Annotated in this window: 26 protein-coding genes; all 26 read right to left on the bottom strand. The window is 46.1% G+C overall.

The genetic code is table 11. The features are described 5' to 3' along the window. Position 1: 1 nt before the first annotated feature. Positions 2–976, bottom strand: a complete 975-nt coding sequence (locus H6550_16040; protein ID MCB9047645.1) for a metallophosphoesterase — start codon at positions 974–976, stop codon at positions 2–4. Positions 977–999: 23 nt separating this feature from the next. Then, positions 1000–1527 (bottom strand): hypothetical protein, encoded by a 528-nt coding sequence (locus H6550_16035; protein MCB9047644.1) that lies wholly within the window; start codon positions 1525–1527, stop codon positions 1000–1002. A 58-nt stretch (positions 1528–1585) separates the two neighbouring features. Beyond that, a complete protein-coding gene (locus H6550_16030) occupies positions 1586–2635 on the bottom strand; it encodes a hypothetical protein (GenBank protein MCB9047643.1) in 1050 nt (349 codons plus the stop codon). Between the two features lie 101 nt (positions 2636–2736). Beyond that, a complete protein-coding gene (locus H6550_16025) occupies positions 2737–3135 on the bottom strand; it encodes a hypothetical protein (protein ID MCB9047642.1) in 399 nt (132 codons plus the stop codon). Continuing rightward, a complete protein-coding gene (locus H6550_16020; protein MCB9047641.1) occupies positions 3122–5761 on the bottom strand; it encodes a hypothetical protein in 2640 nt (879 codons plus the stop codon). Before H6550_16020 ends, H6550_16025 begins: the two co-directional genes overlap by 14 nt. Positions 5762–5772: 11 nt before the next feature. Continuing rightward, positions 5773–6087 (bottom strand): hypothetical protein, encoded by a 315-nt coding sequence (locus tag H6550_16015; protein ID MCB9047640.1) that lies wholly within the window; start codon positions 6085–6087, stop codon positions 5773–5775. A 24-nt stretch (positions 6088–6111) separates the two neighbouring features. Further along, entirely contained in the window at positions 6112–6468 is a 357-nt protein-coding gene (locus H6550_16010) for a hypothetical protein (protein ID MCB9047639.1), read from the bottom strand. A gap of 5 nt (positions 6469–6473) precedes the next feature. Then, positions 6474–6923, bottom strand: coding sequence for a hypothetical protein (locus H6550_16005; GenBank protein ID MCB9047638.1), 450 nt, complete (start codon positions 6921–6923; stop codon positions 6474–6476). A gap of 24 nt (positions 6924–6947) precedes the next feature. Next, positions 6948–7772: a hypothetical protein gene (locus H6550_16000; GenBank protein ID MCB9047637.1), complete on the bottom strand. Its 825-nt coding sequence runs from the start codon at positions 7770–7772 to the stop codon at positions 6948–6950. Between the two features lie 74 nt (positions 7773–7846). Further along, a complete protein-coding gene (locus H6550_15995) occupies positions 7847–8158 on the bottom strand; it encodes a hypothetical protein (GenBank protein MCB9047636.1) in 312 nt (103 codons plus the stop codon). A gap of 3 nt (positions 8159–8161) precedes the next feature. Next, positions 8162–9667: a DEAD/DEAH box helicase family protein gene (locus H6550_15990; GenBank protein MCB9047635.1), complete on the bottom strand. Its 1506-nt coding sequence runs from the start codon at positions 9665–9667 to the stop codon at positions 8162–8164. After that, positions 9667–10506: a hypothetical protein gene (locus H6550_15985; GenBank protein ID MCB9047634.1), complete on the bottom strand. Its 840-nt coding sequence runs from the start codon at positions 10504–10506 to the stop codon at positions 9667–9669. The genes H6550_15990 and H6550_15985 overlap by 1 nt, the downstream gene beginning before the upstream one ends. A 218-nt stretch (positions 10507–10724) precedes the next feature. Next, the gene (locus tag H6550_15980; protein MCB9047633.1) at positions 10725–11723 is read right to left on the bottom strand and encodes a hypothetical protein; all 999 of its coding nucleotides are present in this window, start codon (positions 11721–11723) and stop codon (positions 10725–10727) included. Then, positions 11723–13120 carry a hypothetical protein gene (locus H6550_15975; protein MCB9047632.1) on the bottom strand — a complete coding sequence of 466 codons (1398 nt, stop codon included), beginning with the start codon at positions 13118–13120 and terminating at the stop codon, positions 11723–11725. Before H6550_15975 ends, H6550_15980 begins: the two co-directional genes overlap by 1 nt. Further along, positions 13117–13320 (bottom strand): hypothetical protein, encoded by a 204-nt coding sequence (locus H6550_15970; GenBank protein ID MCB9047631.1) that lies wholly within the window; start codon positions 13318–13320, stop codon positions 13117–13119. The genes H6550_15975 and H6550_15970 overlap by 4 nt, the downstream gene beginning before the upstream one ends. Beyond that, positions 13304–13759: a hypothetical protein gene (locus H6550_15965; GenBank protein MCB9047630.1), complete on the bottom strand. Its 456-nt coding sequence runs from the start codon at positions 13757–13759 to the stop codon at positions 13304–13306. Before H6550_15965 ends, H6550_15970 begins: the two co-directional genes overlap by 17 nt. An 81-nt stretch (positions 13760–13840) precedes the next feature. Continuing rightward, positions 13841–15514 (bottom strand): hypothetical protein, encoded by a 1674-nt coding sequence (locus H6550_15960; GenBank protein ID MCB9047629.1) that lies wholly within the window; start codon positions 15512–15514, stop codon positions 13841–13843. A gap of 8 nt (positions 15515–15522) precedes the next feature. Then, a complete protein-coding gene (locus H6550_15955) occupies positions 15523–15729 on the bottom strand; it encodes a hypothetical protein (GenBank protein ID MCB9047628.1) in 207 nt (68 codons plus the stop codon). 4 nt (positions 15730–15733) lie between these two features. Beyond that, positions 15734–17188 carry a hypothetical protein gene (locus H6550_15950; protein ID MCB9047627.1) on the bottom strand — a complete coding sequence of 485 codons (1455 nt, stop codon included), beginning with the start codon at positions 17186–17188 and terminating at the stop codon, positions 15734–15736. Then, positions 17188–18852, bottom strand: coding sequence for a baseplate J/gp47 family protein (locus H6550_15945; protein ID MCB9047626.1), 1665 nt, complete (start codon positions 18850–18852; stop codon positions 17188–17190). The genes H6550_15950 and H6550_15945 overlap by 1 nt, the downstream gene beginning before the upstream one ends. A 32-nt stretch (positions 18853–18884) precedes the next feature. Continuing rightward, complete coding sequence (locus H6550_15940) at positions 18885–19268, bottom strand: GPW/gp25 family protein (GenBank protein ID MCB9047625.1); 384 nt, start codon at positions 19266–19268, stop codon at positions 18885–18887. Positions 19269–19290: 22 nt separating this feature from the next. After that, positions 19291–20007 (bottom strand): hypothetical protein, encoded by a 717-nt coding sequence (locus H6550_15935; protein MCB9047624.1) that lies wholly within the window; start codon positions 20005–20007, stop codon positions 19291–19293. Next, entirely contained in the window at positions 20007–21449 is a 1443-nt protein-coding gene (locus H6550_15930; GenBank protein MCB9047623.1) for a hypothetical protein, read from the bottom strand. The genes H6550_15935 and H6550_15930 overlap by 1 nt, the downstream gene beginning before the upstream one ends. After that, entirely contained in the window at positions 21449–21769 is a 321-nt protein-coding gene (locus tag H6550_15925) for a hypothetical protein (GenBank protein ID MCB9047622.1), read from the bottom strand. Before H6550_15925 ends, H6550_15930 begins: the two co-directional genes overlap by 1 nt. Further along, entirely contained in the window at positions 21769–22419 is a 651-nt protein-coding gene (locus tag H6550_15920; GenBank protein ID MCB9047621.1) for a hypothetical protein, read from the bottom strand. The genes H6550_15925 and H6550_15920 overlap by 1 nt, the downstream gene beginning before the upstream one ends. A gap of 18 nt (positions 22420–22437) precedes the next feature. Continuing rightward, the gene (locus H6550_15915) at positions 22438–24798 is read right to left on the bottom strand and encodes a hypothetical protein (GenBank protein MCB9047620.1); all 2361 of its coding nucleotides are present in this window, start codon (positions 24796–24798) and stop codon (positions 22438–22440) included. Positions 24799–24861 lie beyond the last annotated feature (63 nt).

The raw sequence follows: 24861 nt of genomic DNA, 5'->3' as shown, positions 1-24861 counted from the left end.
TTTATTCTACGAACCTGACACCCATATCCACCAGGTCGGGGTCATCATTACCTTTCTCAGCTACGAAGTTGGCAACCAAATCCCGCCTCGGGAGATTATTGCTGAATGCTCCCGCATCAGCTAACCCATCTATTTTAACATCTACCTCGGGTTGTTGGATGATGAAATTGTTGTCATCTATTACACCTTCCCCGGCGGGTACTTTGATGAACTCAGGGTATTTACCCCTACGCGATACGAACTTTATAGTGTTAAGCGGGTCTGATAAATCCAGCAGCCATATGCCTTTATCCCTCCCCGCATCGTTGGCATCTTTATGCAGCGGGTTACCACCCAACAGAAACTTGTCAGTTACCCACTCAGAGGCATGTATATCCCCGCAGAGTATGAGATCAAACATATCATACAGTGGGTCTGTTGGATCGGTATCAGCCTTTACAAGCGGGTTAGACTTATGAGGTGGCTTCTGATGTATCATAAGTATCTTACTTTTAGCCCCCTTATAGTTAACGTCCAACTGTGTAGCATTTTCCAGCATCTGCCTGTAATGCTCAGGGAACTCGTAGTTAGGGATGCCGTAAACTACCGCGTCCCCAATAACAGTGTAGGCATTGTCCAGTAATACTATATTGTCAGGGAATGCCTGCGTAAGAAACTCTATGGAAGATATAGCAGGCTTGTCAGGAAGATTCTTACTGCCGAAATCATGGTTACCCGTAATGCAATACCAGGTAATGTCAGGATATGCGTCTATCCAACGGGCAAACCGTGCGGTTGTCTTATTGATAACCTCGGTGAGCAGGTATTTTACCGTGTCAAACATATCCCCTGACATAAGTATATGCTGCGCCCCGTGTGATGCTGCCAGTTCATAGCAATCATCTATGACCCGCAGGCAATCTTCCAACCTGTCTGACTTATCAGCGAAGTTGTTATACTTGTTAATGTGTATATCGGTTACGTATACCGCTTTCATATCAAAAAATTAAGTGAGTTAATTTATCTGTTGTCTAAGAAATCATGCAGGTTATTATTCTTTGTAGGTTCGGGTATATCGCATCCCCGTTCCATCATCTCTTTGCGTATCGTTTCAACGGCATTGTTGAACTCAGTGGTAGACATGGCTGAGAATTTCTTACTGGTAAGTATGATCACTTCCTCACCCATTATAGTACGCACTACCGGCTTCTGCCCTAATATATGCGTACGTAACCATGTATATACATCATCGGCTGTGAACGTTTCCCCCTGGGTTTCTTTAAGCCACATCCTGACAGTAGGTACAACCACTCCCCACATGTACCTGTTCTGTGCGGCGGTTCGTAATTCCTTATAGGGCTTTATGGTCAGTTCCAGCTTGATGCCTGTAAGCGTACCCAATATGTACCTGTTGAGTGCGTGCGGGTCGAGCTTGATAGTAGTACAATCATCTGACATAGTACCTGTTAAATCGAACTCCCGTTCCTGTGGATTGATACCCATTACAATGTATTGTGCGGGCAATGCATAACTACTGCGTAGAATCACCGATACCCGCGGTGAATAAAAAGCGTGGTAACCGTTAAGCTACCACGCTCTAATAGTATTAATTGAACTCGTCAAAATCATCTTCACCGGCGTTGTCTGCCGCCTCAGCCTCATCTTTTATCGCTGCTGCCACGTTAACCTTACGAGTGGCCGGTTTACGAACGTTACCCGTAGCCGGTGCTTTTTTAGCTGGCGGTGGTGCAGGTGCTTCGTCCTCCATATCAAACGGTAATTCATCGTTATCCTCAAAGTCATCCGCTGCTGACGAGGCACGATTCGCAGTAGCCTTAGCGGGTGCTGGTGCGGGAGTTTCTGCCTGTTTAGCTGCCTGCCTTTCTTTGACTGCTGCCTGTTTCTTGGCCTTGAACTGGTTCTCCTTTTCTATAACCGCTGCAGGAATCTCCTCACCGTACAGTACCTCACGTATGAATGCCCGTTGGTAATCGGCGCATGGTGTGAACAGTTTAGCCAGTTCGTACAGGTCGGGGAGTGAATTAAATACAGACTCGTCAACAGCCGATTTATCTATCACATTAGCGGAGTACTCCACCTGGTCCTTACCATCAGCACGCTTTGAAGTCTTACGTAGCAGTTCCACGTTAACGCCTTCTACTGTATCAAATATACCCAACTCAGTACCGTTCCTGCCCCAACGGGAGCCAATGATGCTGGATATGTCTTTACGCAGACCAACAGAGTTAAATTCCAGTATCTTCGCATCATCCGTTGGCACCAGTGTACCATCTGCCTGTTCAGCCATAACCACACCGCCCATCCATAATATAGACTCCTTGCGTATGATCTTGTCATCATGTGCGATACGGGCAGCTTTGGCATCACCGGATTGTACTGCCTCTGTAAGCTCCTGTTCTATAACACAAGGCTTATCAAATGTGTGCAGTGAAATTATCGGGGTTTTCTTTATCCAATAGCGCGTAACTACTAACCAGGGAAGCCCGTTAAGTGATAACGGTGGAGGTGCGAATCTGAAAATCATTGATCCGTCTATTTCCTTCTGACGCAGGAAATTGCTGTTACCGCCCCTTTCTTTGTCTAACTGTTTTTCTGACTCTGCCAGTAGCGACATGTCAATTCTTGTCTTTGCCATTTGTAATTGTTTTAATTGTTGTTATTGTTTTAATTGCTCTAACGAGACTTCAAAGGTATAAAATATCGGCAATTACCAAAATTTTTACCTATCGTTATTATTTATACACTGAATAGATTTTGCATATAGTGCTGTAACCGTTCCTTGTAGTGCGTTTCAGTGTCCCCGTTATGCGCTATACGTACACCTGCCCAAATCATAGCAGATAACTGCCGTGACTCTACCTGCATACATGCTGCTACAACCCTTACCCAATCCTCTATCATACTGTACTGCCTATCCGTAGCCCCCGAATTACGTAGCTTACCAAGCGCGTACCCGTCTGTATTACCAAACAGATCAACAGGCATATCCGTCAACTTAGTTTTAGTCTGAAACTTCCTATGCATGTCAAAAGCCCGGAGTAACCATATGTCCACTACAACAGCATTCTTATCCCCCGACATCGCAGCAGCGAATGAACTTATCTTACGCCCCGATAACGGCTTACGCTGCTTCATAGGGTTTCAGGCTTAACCAATTCGTAGTAGAGTACTCCATGTCAGCCGCTAATTGTAGTTTGGTCAGTTTAGCGTTAAAGTACTGTTCCGTAGGTAAGTTCTCCGCGGTGTGTTTCATCAGCTTGGCTGCATAGTTTACATGCTCATTACGTACCAGCACCATTACGTTATCGTGGATAGTATTAACGAACATGGATGATGCGGGTACACGGTAATGTATAAGCGCAGCCGCGAGTAAGGTCAGTTCACCACATGTCCCCTGTACGGGGCTGTTGATGGCAGCACGTTCAGCTTCCCCGCGCAGGAACTCGTCATCACTATTTATGTCAACAAGTTCCCGTGTCCTGCCCAGTAATGTCCGTACGTGCCCGTACATCCTTGCCTTGGCTATGTACTCCGCGTGGTAATCCCTGAGCTTGGGGTATGCTGCAAAGAACGCATCCCGTAACTCCGTTGCCTCCTCTATGGTCATATCAACCCCGTAGTTGTTACGGGCGTATTCCATGAACCCTTTAGCCTCCTGACCGTATATCAACCCGAAGTTGGCTGCCTTGGCCTTACTACGTAGTTGCTTCTGCTTATCGGTAGGTAATTTATAGAAATCATCCAATGAATACCCCGATAACCTGGCTGCAGTAACAGCGTGCAGGTCCTGCCCGTTATTGTAGGCTTCTATCATAGCGTCATCACCGGCCAGTTCGGCTATGATGCGCAGTTCGGCTTGTGACAGGTCCATGGATAGTAATGTGTACCCGTCAGGCACCTTAAACACCGCCATGATCATCCTAACTACTTCCTCCACCGCGGGGTCATCTATCTTCACATGCTTGGGCACATTTTGCAGGTTTGGGGCTACTGATGAGGCCCGGCCTGTGCGGGTGCCGTGCAATAAGAACCCCGTATGTATCCTGTCGTTATCATCCAACAGTTCAAGGAAAGCACGCAGGTAAGTACTCAGGTTCTTAGCTATCGTACGATGCACCATAAGGTCGGTGATAAACCCGGTAGTGTCCCCTAATTGTTTTAAGAATTTGTTGTCAGTGTTCGGGTGTTCTTTACGTTTACGGCGATCATATGGCATTTTGAACCCGAACCCTTCTTTACTGTATAGTAATTCCCCGAGTTGCTTCGGCGATGCCATGTTGAATCCCTCATATGCAGTAACCAACCCGAGCTTTATATCACTGATACGCTTCTCCAACTTTTCAAGGTTTTTACCAACAGCGGTACGTGCCCGTGTCTGCAGGTCACCTATCTTAGCCCCGTCAACCATACGCTGCTTATACAGCGTAAAAGCCTTAACCTGCGGGTATGACATCAGCTTATCTTCCCGTTCCTGTAAAAGCTGCTCAGCACGCGCTATATATTGTTCCAGTAACTTGCGGTCTACCAGCATACCATTGTGTTCGGCGTGCCACATCGGTTTCAGCATGAACATTACCTGGTTACGGTATACCCGGTATTGCTGCATATCCTGCAACAATTCATACTCGAATATAGAACACATTCTGAATGTAAGGTCAGTATCCATACCCGCATACGGGGCGAGTACTGACAGGGGGGCTTTAGCATACCCGTATTTCTTTACCTCGTCCTCGTACCCACCGGCTTCGGGGTAATAGTCAGGGGCGAAATCTTTAAGACCATGCCGCTTATAGTCCCAAAGCAGATGGTGCATTAGCATCGTGTCATCCAACCTGCCACGGAATAACGGGAAACCAACAGCACGCGATACACTCATATCAAAATTTATGTTCTGTGCTATTTTCCGTATGGCGGGGTTAGCGAATATATCTGTACTCACTTTCTCCATTATCTGCATACACTCTTTGTCGGAGAACGGACTCTCGTAATGCCACAGAGGTATAATGTGTGCAGACCCGTGCTGGAAAGATATAGACAACACCGTAGGCCTGAAACCGGGTTCGTATGTTTTCAACCCAGTCAGTTCGGGGGATTCATAGTCAAAGCAGCACTCCCCAGTTGTATGAACGTATTCTATGACCTTGTTTACCTTATCCATGGTATCGGCCATAACTATCTTTGTCATGTCGGCTCCCTGGGTATCATCCATAGCGGCATTATAAGCACGCACTATAGACTTCGCAAATGGGTGCAGCAGTTTAGCGTTAGACTTTACGACAGACGGTGAGTAGGTTATGTATGCCTTTGTAGTGAAAGCCGTTTTACCCTTACCCACCGTTACGTCTTTGGCAGATGCTGCCAGTTTATCTATGTCACCTATAAACCCGAAAGATTCAGCGGGTATGGTACCCATGAGTAGTATAGCCTTCGGTCGGATAGTCTGTATCTCGTTTACAAGATATTCATGACAAGCCTCTATACTTTCTAACTCGGGGCGTACCCCGGCGGTTCCTGTACCACACTTCACCGCATAGGTAACATACATATCCTCATTGGGTATGCCGCATACGTTATTCGCTATGTGCCAAAAAAGTTCATCCTTGGCACTGGCTGCTATCGTACCCTTATTGTCATCCGTAACAGACGGGTAATCTACTATGACCATCAGGCGGTCACCGTCAGTTACCGGCATCTTAGGTTCTATACAGACGCTTGACGCTACTGTACATAGATCGCACTTGTTGCACTTCAATCCATTCATAGGTTATTACTTTAACGACTCGGAATAACTACATCAGCGGTATCGCCGTGTTCAGGTGATTGGGTGTATACGGTGTAGTCTTTACCAGGTAAAGCTACATCAACCCCGCCCCATACAGAGGTTACATGTACAGCGGCTGGTACCATAGCCTGATGGTATACCGTTTTAACTACATCTACCCTATCACTGGAATACGGTGACACTACCTGTTCTATACGCTGTGATACCGCAAACCCGTGGGGTACATACCCCTTAGCTATCAAAGCGTTTACCTCATCGGTGAATGCCCCGATGTCATCTGATTCGACTATTGTGTAAGTGTTCATAAGAACATAAATTAAGTGAATTAATTATTTATGTGATGTTGCACTGATAACATCCAGCACAGCCTTTATAGCGGTGATGTCGCTATCAGTAAAGAAAGCCGCTTTTTTATACACAGCATCACCAGCTATACAAGCATCTGCGATACCGGTCATAGTTATACCTATCTCAGCAGCGAGTACGGCTGTGACGCATACTACGGTGCCTGCCTGTATAGTGCCCAAATCCTCCGAACGGCATATCGCATATTCCCGCTGCGGGGTGTTCAGGATATACCGCCCCTCGTTTATTTTAAGAGCTATCTTACCCTGCTTTGTCATCGTGTTTACCAACCACTCAAAGTTGTGGGGAGATGCCAGTACTACTATATCGTGCTTTGCCATTGTAGTTATTTTTTAAAGTAGATAGTCCCTTTTTCCGCGGTGAGGTGGTCATTATCCAGTACAAAACTCTTGCACCAATATCTGACAGTTTCTTTATCAGAACACCCCGCCATTGCGTATACGTAGTCCACCATCTCAGAAAATTTACGCGGTTTGGTCTGTATCCATATGATAACCGCATTCCTATCAACCCCATCCAGGTCTGTTTTATCCAAGAACGGGGCAGGTTCACTCTCCTCAACCTTGGCTACCAGTTTCTTTACGTTGGCATGGAATACCATACCACATATGTCTATATCGTGGCACATCGCACACAACCGTTCATTTGGTGCCCATTCCTTACCAAAACATGTATCCCCGAACTTTTTCTGATCGTAAGCCATTACCTTATCCGTTTTTACAGGTATTGTATAATCAACCTTTTCGTAATTATTCTTGTCCCTTGGTTCGCGCATACTATATAATATTATTAACAGTTTTTACCTATGGTGTGTTGCATCCTTTACCCCACAAAAACCATTACATTCCATTAGTGGTTCTGCCATTCTACCCTTCATCATAGATATGTCTTTAATATTCGGATAATCTGGGTGTGGTTTCAAGAATACTAGTCCACCGCCTTTTGACTGGTCTTTACATATAGTTACCGGCTCCCCTTTTTCGTTTGTCAGCTTGTGTTCCATTTCTGCCATCCTATCAAACCTATCAGGGAAGTCTTTTTGGAATTTCTGCCAATAGCCGATACCTCCTTTTACACAACCAGTTTTAAGGCAATTGTTGTTTGAATAACCCATTCTATATGAAAGCGGTGGTTCTATCCCATTTTTTTGCAAAACCTTTAATGCTTCACCTTTTTTATACATTTCGTATATAAGTGGGAATATCGGCTTACTGTCAGGGTAATTGCGCTTCATGTTTTTTGCTCTACGTATCTCATCTGCGTCAAACCCGAAAACCTGATGTGAAAAGTTATTTTTCATTTGAAAGTCCTGCCTAACTACACGCTTTAGTTCGGTAGAGCATATTGCACCAGTAGCAACATTTAATGATAAATAATGTTCCCATACTTCTTGTATATTGTCCCATTTCTTGGATGAAATTCGATATATTGTTACACCATACCACCTTTCACAGTCATACATAAAACGAACAGTATCGTCATCTTCATTGCGAGTATCTATAAAAATTACCACGACACAATCTTTACCCCACCAATCTAGAGCCAACTTGCAAGCCAATGCACTATCAACCCCACCACTCCACCACGCTATTACTGGATTATCTTTACTTATATGGTTGAACATACTATTATCATTTAAACAAAAGTAACAGTTACTTATATACCGGCTGATACTATTATCCTATACCCCGTATTGGTTTATTCTATGGGGTCATCTGTTATGAACTGCGGTTTAGCTTTCGGAAACAGTTTAAGACTTATGTAGTAATAAGACGGTTGGTGGCGTAGCACCCCCATACGCATATAGGTCCTGGGGGGTTTCTCACGTAGTGTGAGCTTACATAAATCAGGTATAACACACTGCCCCGTTTCAAGCATCTCCTGCATCAGTATAGCTTCTATGGTCACCAATACATCATCGGCATGTGGGCGGGCAACTTGTACCTGTTGCAGTGCCGACCGTAGTGCCGCCCGAAATTCATTGCGCTTTAATGCTTTCCATCTTCCCATATACTACTGCTTTTTAGGTATCCCACGTTTGTCTGCGTTATACTGGTAATTAATATCAAACCCCTCTTTCTTATAGTAACGGATGCGGTCACGGGAATGCTTGCTCACCCACTCTCCCTCATCGTATATGTCTACCCAAGTATAGGTAGTAGCGTCACCATTACGGCGTTCACCGCGCCCGCCCCACTGGCTTAAAGCTACCTCGGCTTTCTCACCTTGGGCGAATATAATAACTTCTATCTCTTTTATATTTATACCTTGGGTAAGTATAGATGACCCGAACAGCACACGGGTAGTTCCATCCCTGAACCTATCCAGCCGGTCCGACCTGTCCTTATGTTCACCATGCACCCAGTCCACATTACCGGTGTTGAACTCCAACGAGTATTTTTCCAGCAATATATCCATCATCAACTGCCCGTGCTTACGCTCAAAGAATGTTACTATGATCTGTTTGTCAGCATGTTCCGCTATAATATCGGCTATAAGCTCCGCACGGTGAGCAGACGTAGTAATTACCTTACTGAACTCGTCCCCGTAATCGGCTGCTACCGTCTTAGCAGAATTATGGTACATTTTAATGACAGGCCGTAAACTAAAACCTATATCCATCAGTTCTGCCTTACGGATGCTGCATAATACACCGCCTGTGATCCCAGTAAGTTTATAGGCTTTCATTTCGTCACTCATATCTAACGGGGTTCCTGACATACCCAATATGCACCCCGCATTGGCCGCCTGAGCTATCGAAGTCCCCGCGGTTGCTACAGCACTGGTATGACACTCGTCATAGGCAAGTACATTAACCTTGTTTAAGAACCACGCTGCCAGGGTAAGGTCTTTCTTAAGACGATTGGCGAATGTTTGGACCATTACTATCGTCAATGTTTTACCTGTTTTATTGTAGGACTTACCCTTATAGTTGCCTACCATGCCCACATCCCCGAGCACACTCCTGTAGTAATCTACATGCTGTTCAAATAACTGGGTAGTATCTACCACCAGCACCGCGCACGGGTCTACCATATTGTTCAACACCCCGTAGAAAGAAGCCGTTTTACCCGAATTAGTGGCAGCTTTCCACATACCCCGCGGGAAGTACAGCCGTTGCCCTTTATACTCTATGCAGTTGTTGACACTTTTTACAAGTCGTTGTTGGTGAGGGGCGAGGTCAAATTCAGGTGTTGAAAAATCGTAAGAATCTTTGAACTCAGGTAAATTGGTTCTACGGTCATCGAACTCAACCTCCAGGTCGTAATGTGGTATGAATGTTTTGAACAGTACCGGCAGAAACCCTGTTGCGAACTCCCCCGAGTTATTCATAAAGTTGTGCACCCCATCCCATTTGAACTTCTTACCCATCTCCCGCATCTTTTTCTGTATAAAGAAACTACCGGGCACCTTAACAGATAAGAACTCCTTAAGTTCCTTATTGAAGTCGGGACACCTCACATAATCATCACCGTCCGTCACCACCCGGGTCTTTAAGTTCTCTACTATAAATCTCATCAGTTTATTTTTTTAATGTCTGACAAAAAATCCTCCTTATTCACATCAGACAGATGTTCGCTCACCGTCTTGCGGGCGTTCGATATGTAGTTCCAGTACCGCTGCTCAGCATTGTCGCTTACCAGTTGTGTAAGGCTGGGAACTACACCTAAAAAACTCAACCCATCGAACTGCGCATTTATGTAATCATCATAGTAAGCGTCTAAAGCGTCTGCCTGCTTACGGGCCATGACAAACATAGCCATATCAGTTGGTTCGGAGTATTTACGCTTCAACCCCGTACGATTGAATAATTCGGTCACCCACGTATTACAAAAATCATTAGTTGCCTGCCTATCATCATCCTCCTCTACTTCTTTGACCGCCGCATAGTACTCATATATCTTTTCCTTATAGTACTTGAACTTGTTCAGGCCGTACTTACCCCGCATCATGCGCAACCCTATACTAATAAAAACCTGGCACCCTTTGACGGTATCCGTAAACCCGCAGGCTGCAGAAAAATCACTGGCCAATACAGCTACCTCTGCGAGTGCTGTCCACATAGCCTCACCTTTACGTATAGGGGTGATAGCCTTATGCCCCGCAGTCTCACGGGCGGTATACAGAATACCATTGAACTGTTCTACCGATATGGATGATGCGGCTACTGCTTCCTTATGTTTTACAGCACGTTTGGCAGCTTTACTACTGAGCTTGACATCGTACCTATCCTTTATAGCATATGGTGCGGATTCCGTCAATATCCTTTCAGCATTAACAGCAGGGTTCCTGATGCCCAGTTTAGTTAACACAGCCGTCAGCCCCGACAAGGTAATATGTAGTGCGGGGTCACGCATTCTGCTTCAATGTTTTGGTTATAGCATCAGTCAATTCATGTTCTGTTTTAGGCCGGTAACATTTGCGGGTAGGCTTCGGGGATGCCTGCTTACCCTCAACGGTTATGGTGTGTAGGGGGACATCCAACAGACACGTATACACACCCGAATTATGTTGTAAAGCCTTACACCCGCTGCACTTCTTACGATCACTTAAAGTAATTCCCATATTAACTCACTTAATTTTTTGCAATCAATTTTAATATACCTCCATAGGTGACCCAGGGAGTAGCATCATACAATTCCTTAACAACAACACGACCCGCAGCGTTGACATCCTTGGCCCCATCTATCCTGTTCATATCAACTACTTTTACCTGCTTACCTACCGCGGCCAGCCGGGCGGCTACCTTCAATGCTTTGTAGTAATAGCTTACCCCGTAATCATCTACACCCGCATCGGGGAATAGCGCAAATCTTTTCACGCCCGATGTCATGTACATACCGAGTTGTATATCAGACAATGCCCACCCCATAGTAGCGGTGCCATCCTTCCCCCAAGTGCGGGCATCTGCCCAACCCTCCATAATACCCACCTCATCGTACAATAACAAGGCTGGTTGATTGTATATTATTTCTGATTTATTTACACCACCGAAGTCACTGGGTGGATTTTTGTATCTGAGCGGGTTACCTATACAGTCCCTGCCTATGTAATACCGTAACGCCCCGTCCTGCTTGAATGGTATTATTATATAGCCATAAAAGTCCCGGTTAAACTCATCATGATGCGCGTCACAATACCCGAATCCCTCACTATCCAGTTCCGTAATATCAAACCCCCTGGCGGTCAAATCCCTGCGTGCCATGATAGCTACGGACGAGTCACCTGACAGTAACGGTTTGTACCCGTTAGGCATGGTAACCTCGGAACTCACTGTGTATATCGTGTTACCAAGGTCGGGTAGTTCCTGCCTCGGATCGAGTGCGCGTACATAGTTCTTAGTACGCGCCATGGTCCACCCGTTCACCTTACATATAAACTCCAACAGGTCCCCCTTATAGTCACATGTCCAACACGATGTAACCTCTGAATCAAAATTAACCCCGCGCTTACGTACTCCTCCGCACAACGGGCAGTTAAAATTATACCACCCTGATGCTGTTTTCTTTTGCAGGTCGTATGCATCCGAAAAGTAGGTAAACAGCTTGTTTTTATATGTACTATGCCCCCGCATCAGGTGTCTTTTACAGTATTACGTTTTGGGAATCGTGTGGGTTCCTGCTTACTCAACCCGTCACGTATCGGCTGTAATTTCTGCAGGTAGGTTTCAGAGTCAAGTTCTGTTATCTGCATCACCTCAGCATCTACCTTTATAGCACAGGTAGTAGCAGCGTTATCTAAAAACTCAACCCCCTCGCGTTGTGCTATCGGGGTTATACGCAGCGTACCAAGTTTACGCTCAGGTTTTATGCGGTTGATGGCAAACGCTGCGGTACAGTTGTATATCTTGGCCTTGTCCTCCCCGAAGTCTTTCTCCTCCAAAGCCCACTTATCATTAGCGTCTGCGGTTATCGGTGACACTGTGAGGGAGAACGTACCCCACTTTGCATTCAACCAGTCCACATCAGCATACACCGCCTGTATTTGGAACCTGCGTTCTCTTATATACTTATCCCGGGGCTTGTACCTATCCACATAATCATGTATGATACACTTAGGCCGCCAACCATACTCAGTCTCGTAATAGGTAAGTACCTCGTCAATATCCTCTACCGTAGACCCCGGTGGAAAGAAGTGTACTACCACGTCACCACCGAACGGTAGTACCCGCGATACACCCTCTATAAATGCGTCCCTGTACCTGATGAGTTCTTTACGCGTACAGGCCAATGCCACCTGCTTAAGACGAGCACGGGTGAGCTCTTTACCATTCTCCGTATCAGCTATGAATACAGGCGTGCCTGTAGCGGCATAATCGTAGGCAGCATTCAGTAACAGCCCGGTCTTAAACCTCTTTGCACCACCAAGAAATATTATATTCTGCCCCGCATAAAAACCCCCGGCAGCAGTCATAGCATTGACCTGCTTTAAAAAGAACGGGTGTATCTCAGGTTCTGTATACATATCCAGGTGTTCAGCAGCATCCCTGAATAAAAAACCCCCTGCGTGTTTCTCGAACTCACCCTCAGCATCTCTTAAGGATATGATCTTACGCATCTCCCCGTAAAAGTCTTTGTAGTCAGCGTCAGTAGCTTTATCAGTCACCTCAGCCATCCTGAGCGCGAGTTCGTTAGTTTTCTTACGCATAGCGTAATCTATGATGCGGTCACGTATGTACGCGGTACCGCCGCCTAACGGGGTGTACAGGTACTCTGCATGTGACATATACTTATCGGCTATCTCACTACTCACCGACTTAGTGGACATGGATATAGCTGACCGGAGAAATTCCATATAGTCAACCCGTGATGGGGTTATTTTGTACTCACTTACATAAGCCCTGAGTATTTTATAAAGCTGCTTATCGGTCGGTGAGTCGAACACGTCCGCATCCAACAGTTTTATGTAAGCCTTAGCAGACTTTACCTGAAACAAGTACTTTAATATGGTTTGCTGAAATTCTAATGTCATACGTCTAAACTGTTCAACTCATCGTCTGTAAGTAGTTTGGCTACCGGTATATAGGAATCGCCTGATACGATACACAATAAAGCCATGGTAGCCCCGTCACGCTGCATAGTGATGACCGCATAATCTAACGTGCTACTATCCTGTATATGAGCGTATGCGGCCTGCTGATGCGGAGTGAGTGCCTCATCTTTCTGACTCATCGGTAGGCAGTTTTATGGTATGGCTACCTAATACCCCGCTGGTCACAGAGTCTACCATACGGGAATCTGCTTTCTGTATATAGTGCTGCATATCCTTGGCCATCTTTCCCTGCACCTGGTCAACAAAATACTCCCGTGCCTTAAAATTCACCGCGAATGATTCGTGTGGCAGCATAAATATGATGTCATTGTAAAACTCCTCATAGAACCTGACAGCAGGGGCATGGCTATTAAACATGATGAACAATAGCATGTAGGATAGCTGCAGCGCACTCTCCGTACGTGCAGGCCAATCAAATGTCTTGTTCAGGTAAGGCACATTAACATTATTATGTGCGCCTATTGGTACACCGTCTACATATACCTGGGTGTTAACGAGTGTCCCCTCTACGTGTATACATTCGGGCAAGTCTGTTACAGAATCTATAATGGCTGTCATATCAATTGTTTACAAACAAAGATAAGCAGAAAATATCAGTAAGTCCTAATATTTTCTGCTTATTGACCGTATAGATTTGGTCTATACGGCTACGAGTTCCGTGACTATCGTAAACGAGAGATATTGATCTGTGCCATTACCGAATGAGGTACCATCCAGCTTACGGAGCGTCATCAACGACTGGTCCGTAGCACCTGCAGCAGCTTTGCCGAGTGTAGCGTATACGGCAGCGGCTGCTGACGGGCTATCATACATACCACAAACCTGTACAAGCCCCGGTGCGGGAAATCCCAATCCTAAGTCCTGTATAGCTGTGGGCAATTCTATGACAACGGCACCGGGAGTGCCTGTTACATTCACGCCTTCAAGATTACATACCCAAGTAAACTTGTTGCTCCCTTCCAGCAAGTATCTGTTATATTTTATGTCACCTGTGCCTATCGTGAAAGCCCCCGTATCAGTATTTGCGGTGTAGTCATTACCGTCTACCCAACCCCCGGCATACATACGGAAAAGTGTCCAAGCTGATGCCTCCTCTATGATACTAAAATAGGCTCCATCCGTCACGTTCGGGTTTATAGCCGATGTATCTAAGGTAGCGAACGCAGACGTGTCGGGGGTAGCCCCATCTACTATCGTTATAGTAGTGCCTGCAGTTCCTGTGTTGACCAGTTTAAGTATCACCTGTGCCCCCTCTTTAGTACGGGTAGCTAAACCGTCCCACCTGTTTTGGAAGGTAGTTATAGCCTTTATCTCCCCGTCAGTGAGCGCGGTAAAGTCGAACGATACTACGTAGAAGTTACCGTCACCGTTCAGTGTTATATGCCCGTTATCCAGGTCTATCGTAGCCGTTCCTTTGGTGGGTATCAGTTGTCCGGTGAGCTTCTCTGCATTAGCCCTGCGAACACTACCACCGCCAAGTAATACGTAATAATCACTCACACCCGAAGCTATCGTACCGGCCAGCTTTATGAACGATACTACCTCCCCAGGTTCTATAAGTATATCCCCAACTGTGGGCGCGTTCACAAGGAATGCTCCCGTAGTGTCTATGCGTAGTTTCTGCATAGTGAATATGTGTATTACCTCGAACCCATCATTAGGAGTAGTGATAAGTTCTACCTCTTTGTAGTTGGAGTCTATATTGGCCACGTAATACCAGTTACTACGGACGTTAGTGATAAGTTCTTTAGTACCAGCGGTGTATGTCATGGATGACAATGTACCCTTCATGTACTCATGCAGCAATGATAGCACATTACGTACATACCTGACAGATGCATCTGAAATATCCGTAGTACTGGCGGGCCAGTAAATGTAGCCTATGATAACCTGCTTATTCGGGTAGGTTAGTGATGGTATGGTGGGCGTAGCGGCTGCGGTACCTGCTATCTGCCCATACGTTGCGGCAGCACCACCGACAGTCTCTACACGCTCATGTTCCAGGTAGATAATATCTATGCGTGGATTACCCGCAGCATTACCTGTTATACTGATGGCTATGGCCTCATCCTCCACAACTATCATACCTTGTTTGGTCTTTATAGCACCTTTAGGGTCAGATGCTGTCTGATCCACAGCCACGTCAACATACCCCGTAGTTTCATGAAACAGTGTAAGCGTAGTACCCGATGAGTTGTCAGAGTCGTAATCAAAGCCCTTGTATAATCCCTCGGGTAGCATAGCCAGGTCTTTCCTGTTCAATGCATCCGTTGAATCGTTTGCCTTATAAGTATGGTATAATGTCTGTGCCATAATCTGTATTATTCAGTATCTATCGGAAAATCGTCAATAGTAAGTGTAACTACTTCCATACTGCCCCAATCTATATCAGGCCAATCATTAGTAGCTGATGTATTAATGACCCAACGACCGTAGTTATCTTTTACAAATATAAGCCCTTTGTCGTTATTTATTTTGCCATTATTCTCCTCGACTATACTATCGGGTACTACCAGGTATGTATCCATATGATCAATAGTTGTATCTGCCTAAAGTGGCCATGAATGTATTTATTATAGAGCTGAATATAGGTATCTCAGAAGTGCTCAGAGATTCGCCTATACTGTAAAAAGCATGTTTTAGATCACTACGGTACAATACACCCGTACCGGCACTGTTACTCTCAGCACCTAAAAATATCTTGGTAGATACTGCGGCATGTGTGGTGGCTGCAGCGGTGATATTGTGCAACTGTACACCGTTCCTGAACATGTAAGCATCCGTAGTATTACGTGAAACCACGTATAGTCCCTGCTCATTATTGCTGCCTACATCTACCGATGTAGAACCCACACCAGCCATAGAGTACCATGCCTTATTGTTCGGAGCAGGTGCATTGAAGCTGGCTGACATCTCCTGACTATTCAGCCCGTTACCTATCGCACCCATCTCCATAGCCGCGCGGTAGGAACTTCTGTCATCGTTAACTACCACGCACAGGTGCATGTTCTTACCTCCCGTAACACCGGTTGAGGGAACAAAGTAGGTATCACCATACTGTGTTGTACCATTCCACTTGACACCGTAGGCATCAATAGGCGGGGAATTATAGAAGGTAATACGGTATGCTACATCCAAATCCCTCGGGTCTTTCAGATTGTACTTGGCCGTAGCGGCATTACTACCCAACAATGGGTACATGGCCTTTATTTTGGTCCACAGACTCGCCGCCTTCAACGCCAGTACCATAGTATCCAATGCCTTTATAGTAGTAGTGTCAGTAATACCCGTCTCTGTTACAAAGGCCTCCACGTCAGCATCCTGAATAGCATATATGTTGAAATTAAGCGTAGGGTCCTCCGTATCGAAGTCATCTATCACCGAAGCCCCATTATATGTTATTGCGGATATAGCAGCGTTAATGGGTTGATTGAATCGTAGTATGGTGGTTATATTAGTAATATCACCAGCGGTCAGGCTACCGGCAGCCCCGGTAATGGCCACACTATAGTCTGAGCATGACGGGCAACCGCTGTCAAAGTCCCGGGCGGGTGAATCGAACGTATACATGCTATCGAATCCCCCTTCTACGAATGTAGATGTTATGGTTACACCAAACCCCAACCACCCGAACATAAGTTCGCAGCATCTGACGGTACAAGCTATGCGTTGCAGCCTATCCATTATGCGGGCAACGTTACGCCTGAACGTGATAGTATTACCTGAGAACCATTCCCAGTTATCCAGGTAACCTTGATCGAGTTCTGAATAAGGAACTATACGGGATAATTGTCCTTTACCCATCAACACATTATCGTTCATGTCCTCTATAAGCGGTATGGTATTGTCATCCAGTTCCTTACCCACCGTCTCCATGTAACGCTGCTGAGTACCCTTATCATCCGCATCTTTATTAGGATCACTCCGGCGGTCGTAATCGGTGAAAAACTCGTCAAATATGTATGTTTCAAAATTAGGTGATGACATTATATACCTCCTGTTACGGTTAACGTAATATCACCTGCTATAGAAACAGGTAATGATGGTTCTGTGAGTGCTATGCTGGTGGACACATAGGGGTAAGTGAAAAACTCGTATGAGTTACCGTTAGAGTACGCACCATTAGGTATAGTGAAACTTATCTCAGACAATGACACTAATGCCCCGGTACTGTAAGTCCCTATAAGCGTACCACTACGTATCAGCCTGAACGTAGTTGATCCTGTAAACTCTATGGCCCACCGTATCGTGGTTGCTGCACCCGATAAAAGCTGGGGTGTCCACACCAACGCGGGGGTAGAACCGTTTGTCGGGCGTGCGTAAGGCTTGGGGTAGAATGCTGTTATCTGAGCATTCAGAACCCCGTCAGCGGCTTCCATCTTCTGATAGATGTCACCTATTACCACGGTGCCGCTTATCTGCTGATTAGTGGCTGCCATGTACGCCACAACGGCATCCGATGCATTAGTGCTGACCGTAGAGTTGGCATACCCTGGTACAGCCTTTATAGCCGCTACTATAATGATATGGACCTCACCGGCTGCGTATACATTAAGATTGAACCCGATAAGGTTACGGGTATTCATGAATGTCTGCGTGTCTGCTATAAGCGTACTTGACGCGATACCACCGCCTACGGGGCTGATGTACAGGTCAAGTGCTTTACCACAATTGAATACCTCACCCGCACGTTGTACACCAGGTGCTAACTCAGCTACTGCTGCGAAGTCTCCTCTGCGTACCGCCCTTTCCAGTGTACGGCGGGCTACGGGTATATGCCGTTTTATACTGTCAGTATCCTCAACATTACTACCTCCCGATGCGCGCTCAGGATTGGTTACCGTAGCGGTGATGCTGCCCGGCAATGTTAAAGAACTTACTATCGTATCTATTGCCCCGGCGGGTGCGTAGCCGTCTGCACCTAATGTTACTTTGTAATCTGCCTCTAAAGCATCGTTCGTACTCGGCATTAAACCGTAGGGGTCCTCGTTACCGAAATATACAACAGCGTTACCGTCCTCATTTACCGTCTGCACATAATGCTTATCCGTAGGCAGTGAATACCCTAACGTAGTCTGCGGTGACCATGCTACAGTGGCTACTTTCATGGATATACTATCATGCACTACCTTATCAGTGAATACTACCTCCTCATCAGCTATACCGGCAGCCACCCCCATACTTATACCCGTTTTCTGTATGTACTGCTCCGCTGTTACCAATGTGGATACGGTCTGCCCGGCTGTAACAACCGCGTCCGTCTGAGTGACGTATTGAATGTCCCCGTAAGATAATATAGTCCCCGCGGGTATAGTTATGTCGGAACCGTAGGTAGCTGATATGGTAAAACGTACATCCGCAGAGTATGCCAGGTTACCTATTATCTGATAATCATTAGCCTTGGCATGTTGTACAGAACTCTTGTACAGACGGTGTGCTGTGAGTATAGCCTCCCGTGCAGCATTATCTACATAGTAATGTAACTGCTCGTTCATACCCGAAAATATGCGCAGATTACGTATGTACGGATTAGTGTCGTTATGGTCGGTCATTTCAGGTACCTTGTACCCAAGAATAGCCAGCACACTATTGAACACCTGCTCAGCGGTGCGTATCGTGTACCCTACCCATGTATTAGTCAGATTAGCCAATGTACCTGTTTTAAAAAATTAAGTCAATTAATCTATGCCACGCGCTTCTTAAAGTACGGATATACAAATGTATCTACCTGGTCAGTTGCCAGTATCTTATAGCGTATATACACCAGCGCGGCATCCAACCCCTGATCTACCCGCACATCAATTACCCGTATACGTTTCTCCCACTTACCTAAACTGTCATATACAGCGTCCTTTAACTGCCGGGCCAGTACCTCATCATTCGGATGAAATACTAAAAATATGTTACTACCGAACTCAGGGTTAAAATATGCCGTACCTATCGGTGTGGTAAGTATCATCAGGATGCTACCATATATGACATCGGTGCCCGTAGCTACTGCCACAGCACCGTTAGTTATAGTCAGCGGGTATTTAACCGCTTTACCTAAATATGCCAAATCCACCATACGACAAATTTACACAAACATTTTAAGTATCCGTAAAAACTCTTTGCGACTTAATAAGGGGTTGCAGCGTGTTAGCTATTACCTGCAGTGCCGCAACTGACGCGGGTGACGCTGTGCCTACTGCACCTGATACAGTAACCGTAAATGTATTAAGGACATTGAACAAAGCATCCAATAAACTATCCAGTTCCGTAGCTTTAACCATGGCATCACTCGCAGATGATGACCCGAGCAACACTTTAGACTTGCTGACTGTTACTTTGTTACTTCCATTAGTTACCGTAACATTGGTATCGTCCAGTGTCACAGAAGCCCCGGCTGAATGTGCCAGCACTACTTCCCCATCAGCATCATTCAAAAACAGGGAATGCCCGCTTACCGTCTTTATGATAATGCCCGTAGGAACACCCCCTGCGTCATATAGTTCGGAGAGTGACATACCCGTGTCGGTGGCGTTACCATATTCCCACATAGGGTAACGCTGATCACCGCCTATGAAAGTCACCCATACCTTATCGCCTATGGCGGGGATAAACCAAATACCGGCGGTATTCCCCGTAGGTAGGTTACGCGGTCTTGCCCAATAATCATGGGTCTGTCCACCGAATATATCCATAGATAATTTCACCCTGCCCAACTTGTCAGGGTCTTTATTGTCTGCTACAGTACCTTCATAAACAGAGTAATACTTACCGTAGTACTCTGTGCCATGCGCTCTTATGTTCTTTTCTATATCCATCACTTGCTGTATCTACCTGTTTTACGAACGTCCGTGGTTGTTATAACTGTTGGCTTCTTTATCACTGGTTTGCCCTCCGTGGTGGTCACTGCACCGGTTTGCGATACTATCTGAACTGTCGGGGAATCGGGTGTAGTGGTAGCCTCCGCAGGGGTATCATTAACCTTATCATTCTGAACAAGACCGCTACCCTGTAAACCATCTTTAGATAGCGTAGATGTGGTTGTGTAATCAGCCGATCCTATATTGTGCACTACCTCCGTAGTTATCCAATTACCCGCGTACCGTTTTATGATGTTAGAAAAAGTAATCACCTGGTTGATGGTCCTTACCGGGTTACCTACTTCTACATACGTAGCCTTTAGTACATCTTCCACACTCGTTTTATAGTCAGAATTTATGGTGTTCAGTACCTCATCGTCTGACATATCAGGACTGATGGCGGGGGTTTGCTTACCCGGGAAAAAATTATCAATAAATGCACCCACCGTACTATCCGATTTAACAAGCACTTTAGCGTCAGGCGGGGTCTTGGCCGGGTTACTGTACACCAGCTTACCCGTAGCATCGGTAGATATTTCAGCATACGTATTATCACCTACCTGCACTACCTGCTTCGGCACAGCGGCAACGGTGTTACCATTCCTGTCAACTACATAGGGCAGGCCGTTACGGGCAGTTATGCGCCACTGTTGCAGGCCTGTCGCTGATAACTGTTCCAGTGAATTTGCGCTGAACGCTTTACCTCCCTTCACCTTGGACACGCCCGACATATTCGGGTCAGGTTGTGATTCCTTGTGCCTTACGGTAAACCGCATAGTACGGTTATCCTTACCTACCGCTACCTGCTCTATGGCCGATGTTCCTTTAGGTCTTGTTATAAAATTGAGTACGTCATCCTGTATATACACTACGTAATCCCCACCTGTTTCCCGCTTGGCCAGCCACTTAAGGAACTGCATGTTATCCATACCCTGCTGTGGTAAACTGCCCCACGTCAAAGGGGTACCTATCTGCTGAAAATTAGGGGTCAGGCCATGCATAGCAGCTATCTCTGAAACTATACCCGCGGTTGTGATATTTTTCCAAATACGACTACTGCCTACTTTACGTAATGATAGCCCCTTATCCAGTGCACGAATAGTTAAGGTAAGGCCCGATGTGGTATAATCAATACTTACATCAGTTATCACCGTAAGATGGTAAGGTGACATAACCCCTTGTATATACCCGTATGAAAATATAATGGCCCTACCTGTTTCCAGTTCGGGCATGTCGGCTATTACAGCAGCATTATCACCTGTTATTACGAACTCAGCATGGCTATGCTTCTTAGTGGATTCTGTATATACGATGTAACTCACATCATCAGATATGTCCACACCCGATAAAGATGTGCCGAGTATTACTTTTTTTATAACAGACGCGTAGCCGGTTGCCATTAGTTTATTCTTATATTTTCGTATGCCGGTATCAGAAGTGCTTTACCCACGTAATCAGACAGGTCAAATGGATTATGTATATTGTTGGCATCAGCTATGACCCACCATAACCTGTGCGGGGTAGTTACTTTACCCTTATACATGCGCCAAGCTATCAGGTCAAGCCGGTCCCCGTCAACCAAAGTATGCCACTTATCATCTACCGATGGTGTGAATACTACTTTATCCCGGAGTAACAGTTGCTCACCCGTGCCGAAGCTATCATACAACTTGGCGTTGGCATACAGATTGTCTATACTCAATGTAACTATATCAGCCATTATAAGCGTAACCTTTGTACTAATCTACGTAATATGGATTCAAAATTATTGTCGTTTGTTATGTTGCGCCATGCCTGATCTTCGGCAGGTCCTTCGTAGGCAGGCCCAAGTCTCAGCGGGTCGTTACCATCCTGCTCCCCAAGCTCGGTGTAGGGAGCTACATCATCCCACCCCCAATTGAAATCAGTGTCCAAGAGTAGCTGCACCTCAACCGTTGCCCTGTCAGGTAGCATACCGAACTCATGATTAAACAATTCTTTGGTGGGGGTAACAGACTTTACTATCCAGCGGTGCTTATCATACATATTACCCCATGCCAATATCAGCCTGCGTGCCGGACGGTTACCGCCATCATTATATGTAAAAGCCTTTAACCAATTTATCTTAGCAAGTACGGAACGGTGTGAACCCTCATCAGCCACAAAGTCCAGGTTAAGCGTTAATGAATCCTCACCCCCTGTATGCTGGTAACGGGGATTGTTCCTACCTATAACTTTCAAAGCAGCTATATCGGCAGTACGCGGGTCACTGAGCGTCTGAGGTACGAACTGGGCTTCTAACACACCTGCCTGTTCGGGCGCAACACCCGCTTCCATCAGGTATATTTTACCATAAGTAGTATTAAGCCCCTTGTTAACCAGTTTCTGCATACTGACAAAATTAATGTATTATTCGGAGTGTCGTGTACCTAACATCCACTGGTACTGTTCCATACTCTCCACGGCTACCTTTTTAGCTATTTCCTGCCCGTCAAGATACACATTCACTACGGTATCACCCCGCTGCGTTGGTATTATGTCGTTGTACCTACTTAGTACATCACGCCTCTGTGCTACCATAGAATCCACAGGTATTGACGGAACACCCGGGCCGTTGAACTTACGGGCCGCTGCTTCCTTTCTTGCAGCCTCAGCCCTTTTCTCGGGCGTATCTAACATCGTCCAAGGGGTAACGGCAGTCATAGCCGCGTTCATAACACTTAAGCCCGCACCTGCCATGGCCTTAGCATCATTCTTAATAATTCCCCCTATATACGGGAATACTCTATTTTTCAGCCCCATCCACTGATATTCCCAGTATCCGTGCTGGCCTGTAGTATCGAACCCTAAAAACCCACGCCATGCGTTACGCACCATCATACGCAGTTCCTCAGCTACATCCCATGACTGTATGGCATCACTAAACCCTTGCACAAGATGTGTTCCCATGGTAGTACCTAATCCCGCCATATCCATATTCTCCATGCCCCCGAAGTATTCCTGAGCAACTGTGTTCATATTACCCCACTGTGCGGTCATCTTCTTTGTAGTACGGTCACTCCATGTCCACCAGGTTATAAGTGCTGCCACTATCAAACCTATTACCACATATATCGGCCAATACGCCAGGAACATCGCCCCGGCCTGTACGAGTGTCACCGCTGCCAGCATAACAGTGCGCGCTATCATGAACCCCATGTATACAAGTAAACCGCCTAAAACAGCACCGAGTATGATGCCTACCTTACGACCTACCAATGCCCACGCCTCTAATGTACCCGAAGCCTTCGTAGACCACCATTGGAATAACCCGAGTTTATTAAGCAGATTCTCAATAAGTCCTATAAAATACCCGACAGCATCACGTACCCCCGTCTTAAAACCACGCCATGCATATATGAGCCTGCCTACCCACATGGCCATATTACGTGCCCAATCACCCATGCCTAACCTGACCATAGCCCGGTACATCTTACCGTCAATATCGAACACTCCTTTACTACTTACCTCGAACCCTCTGAAAAGCATCATCATCCAGCGTACAGCACCCCCGAGTTTCTGTAAAAAACCCATAAACCCTGTACGAGGTTGTAACAGGGCACTATTCTCATAGAAAGTATCAAACTCCTTAACACCACGGTAAACCGCATATATACCGGCGGCAACTGCCGCTAACGGGGCTACCGCTGCGATCATTTTAGGGATACTCTTAATAAACACCCAACCCAACTTCGCCCAGGCGGCGGTTAGTCCTTTAGTGGCCAATGTTTGCATTACCGTAGCCTGCGTACTACGGGTCATCATGGCGGCTGTACCGAATAATGACCACCTGAGTATAGCGGCAGATAGTATCAAAGCACCGAAGGCAGCAACAAGTACCGTTACCTTAAGTGCGGTACGGGCGAACCACTGGCCTAACGGTGTTTGTAGAAAAGACTGCAGTTTACCCATTACCTTAGCCAACCACTCCAACATACCCATAGTCTCCCTACGTATGGCCTTACCTACCTCACGGTAACTGAAATTCACCATCTCATGCAGCATACGTATCCTACCTTCCACCGTCTCCATAACCCGTTGTAATGACTTAGCATATACGGTTCCCGAAGCTGTGGCACGTTTAAGCACCTCATCTACCATGTCTACGGTGAGTTTTGAGGCTGCCCCCTTACTCGTAATATCCATACCCAGGTAACGCTTGAACAGTTCGATCAACGGCACACCCGCATAACCGAACTGTATAACGTCCCGCATATTGAAAGCTCCCATTGCCAACTGTTGCAGGTTGACACCCATACGGCGTAGTTCCTCGTTACCCTTACCCGTAGCAAACATGATGGTTGTCATATTTTTTACTATGCGGGCAGCTTGCTCAGATGCTACACCACCTGATATGAGCATAGTGTTGGCTTCCAACATGGCATCATACTCAAACACCGGGTTCTGCAGTGCGTCCTTTTTTATGCCCGCTATAACCTGCTGAGCTTTTACAGCAGACTGTACAAAGTTCTCAATACCGAACTCCAACATCTGAAAACGGGCATCTATCTTGGCAGCCTTTATGAACTGGTTAAGTCCCAGGAAAGAAGTGAACAGCATACCTACACCGCCCGCTGCCATAGCCATGCTACGGTTAACCTGCCCGTGTAGTCTGTCTGCCCCGAGTTCCAGCCTGCGCATTTCCCCCTGTATCTTACGGGAAGTGTGCGAGAAGTTATCGTACAAGGAAAATGCGATACCAAAACCTAAACCGCTGTCTGTGAATCTCATATTGTAAAGTTACATTACCTGTGGTATTTTATGCATAAAGGGTGTCTGTTTTTGCGACACCCT

The organism is Chitinophagales bacterium (genome assembly GCA_020636495.1).
Lineage (GTDB): Bacteria > Bacteroidota > Bacteroidia > Chitinophagales > Chitinophagaceae > UBA5543.
Note: the sequence above shows the minus strand (reverse complement) of the source record. Positions and strands in the feature narration are given on the sequence as shown.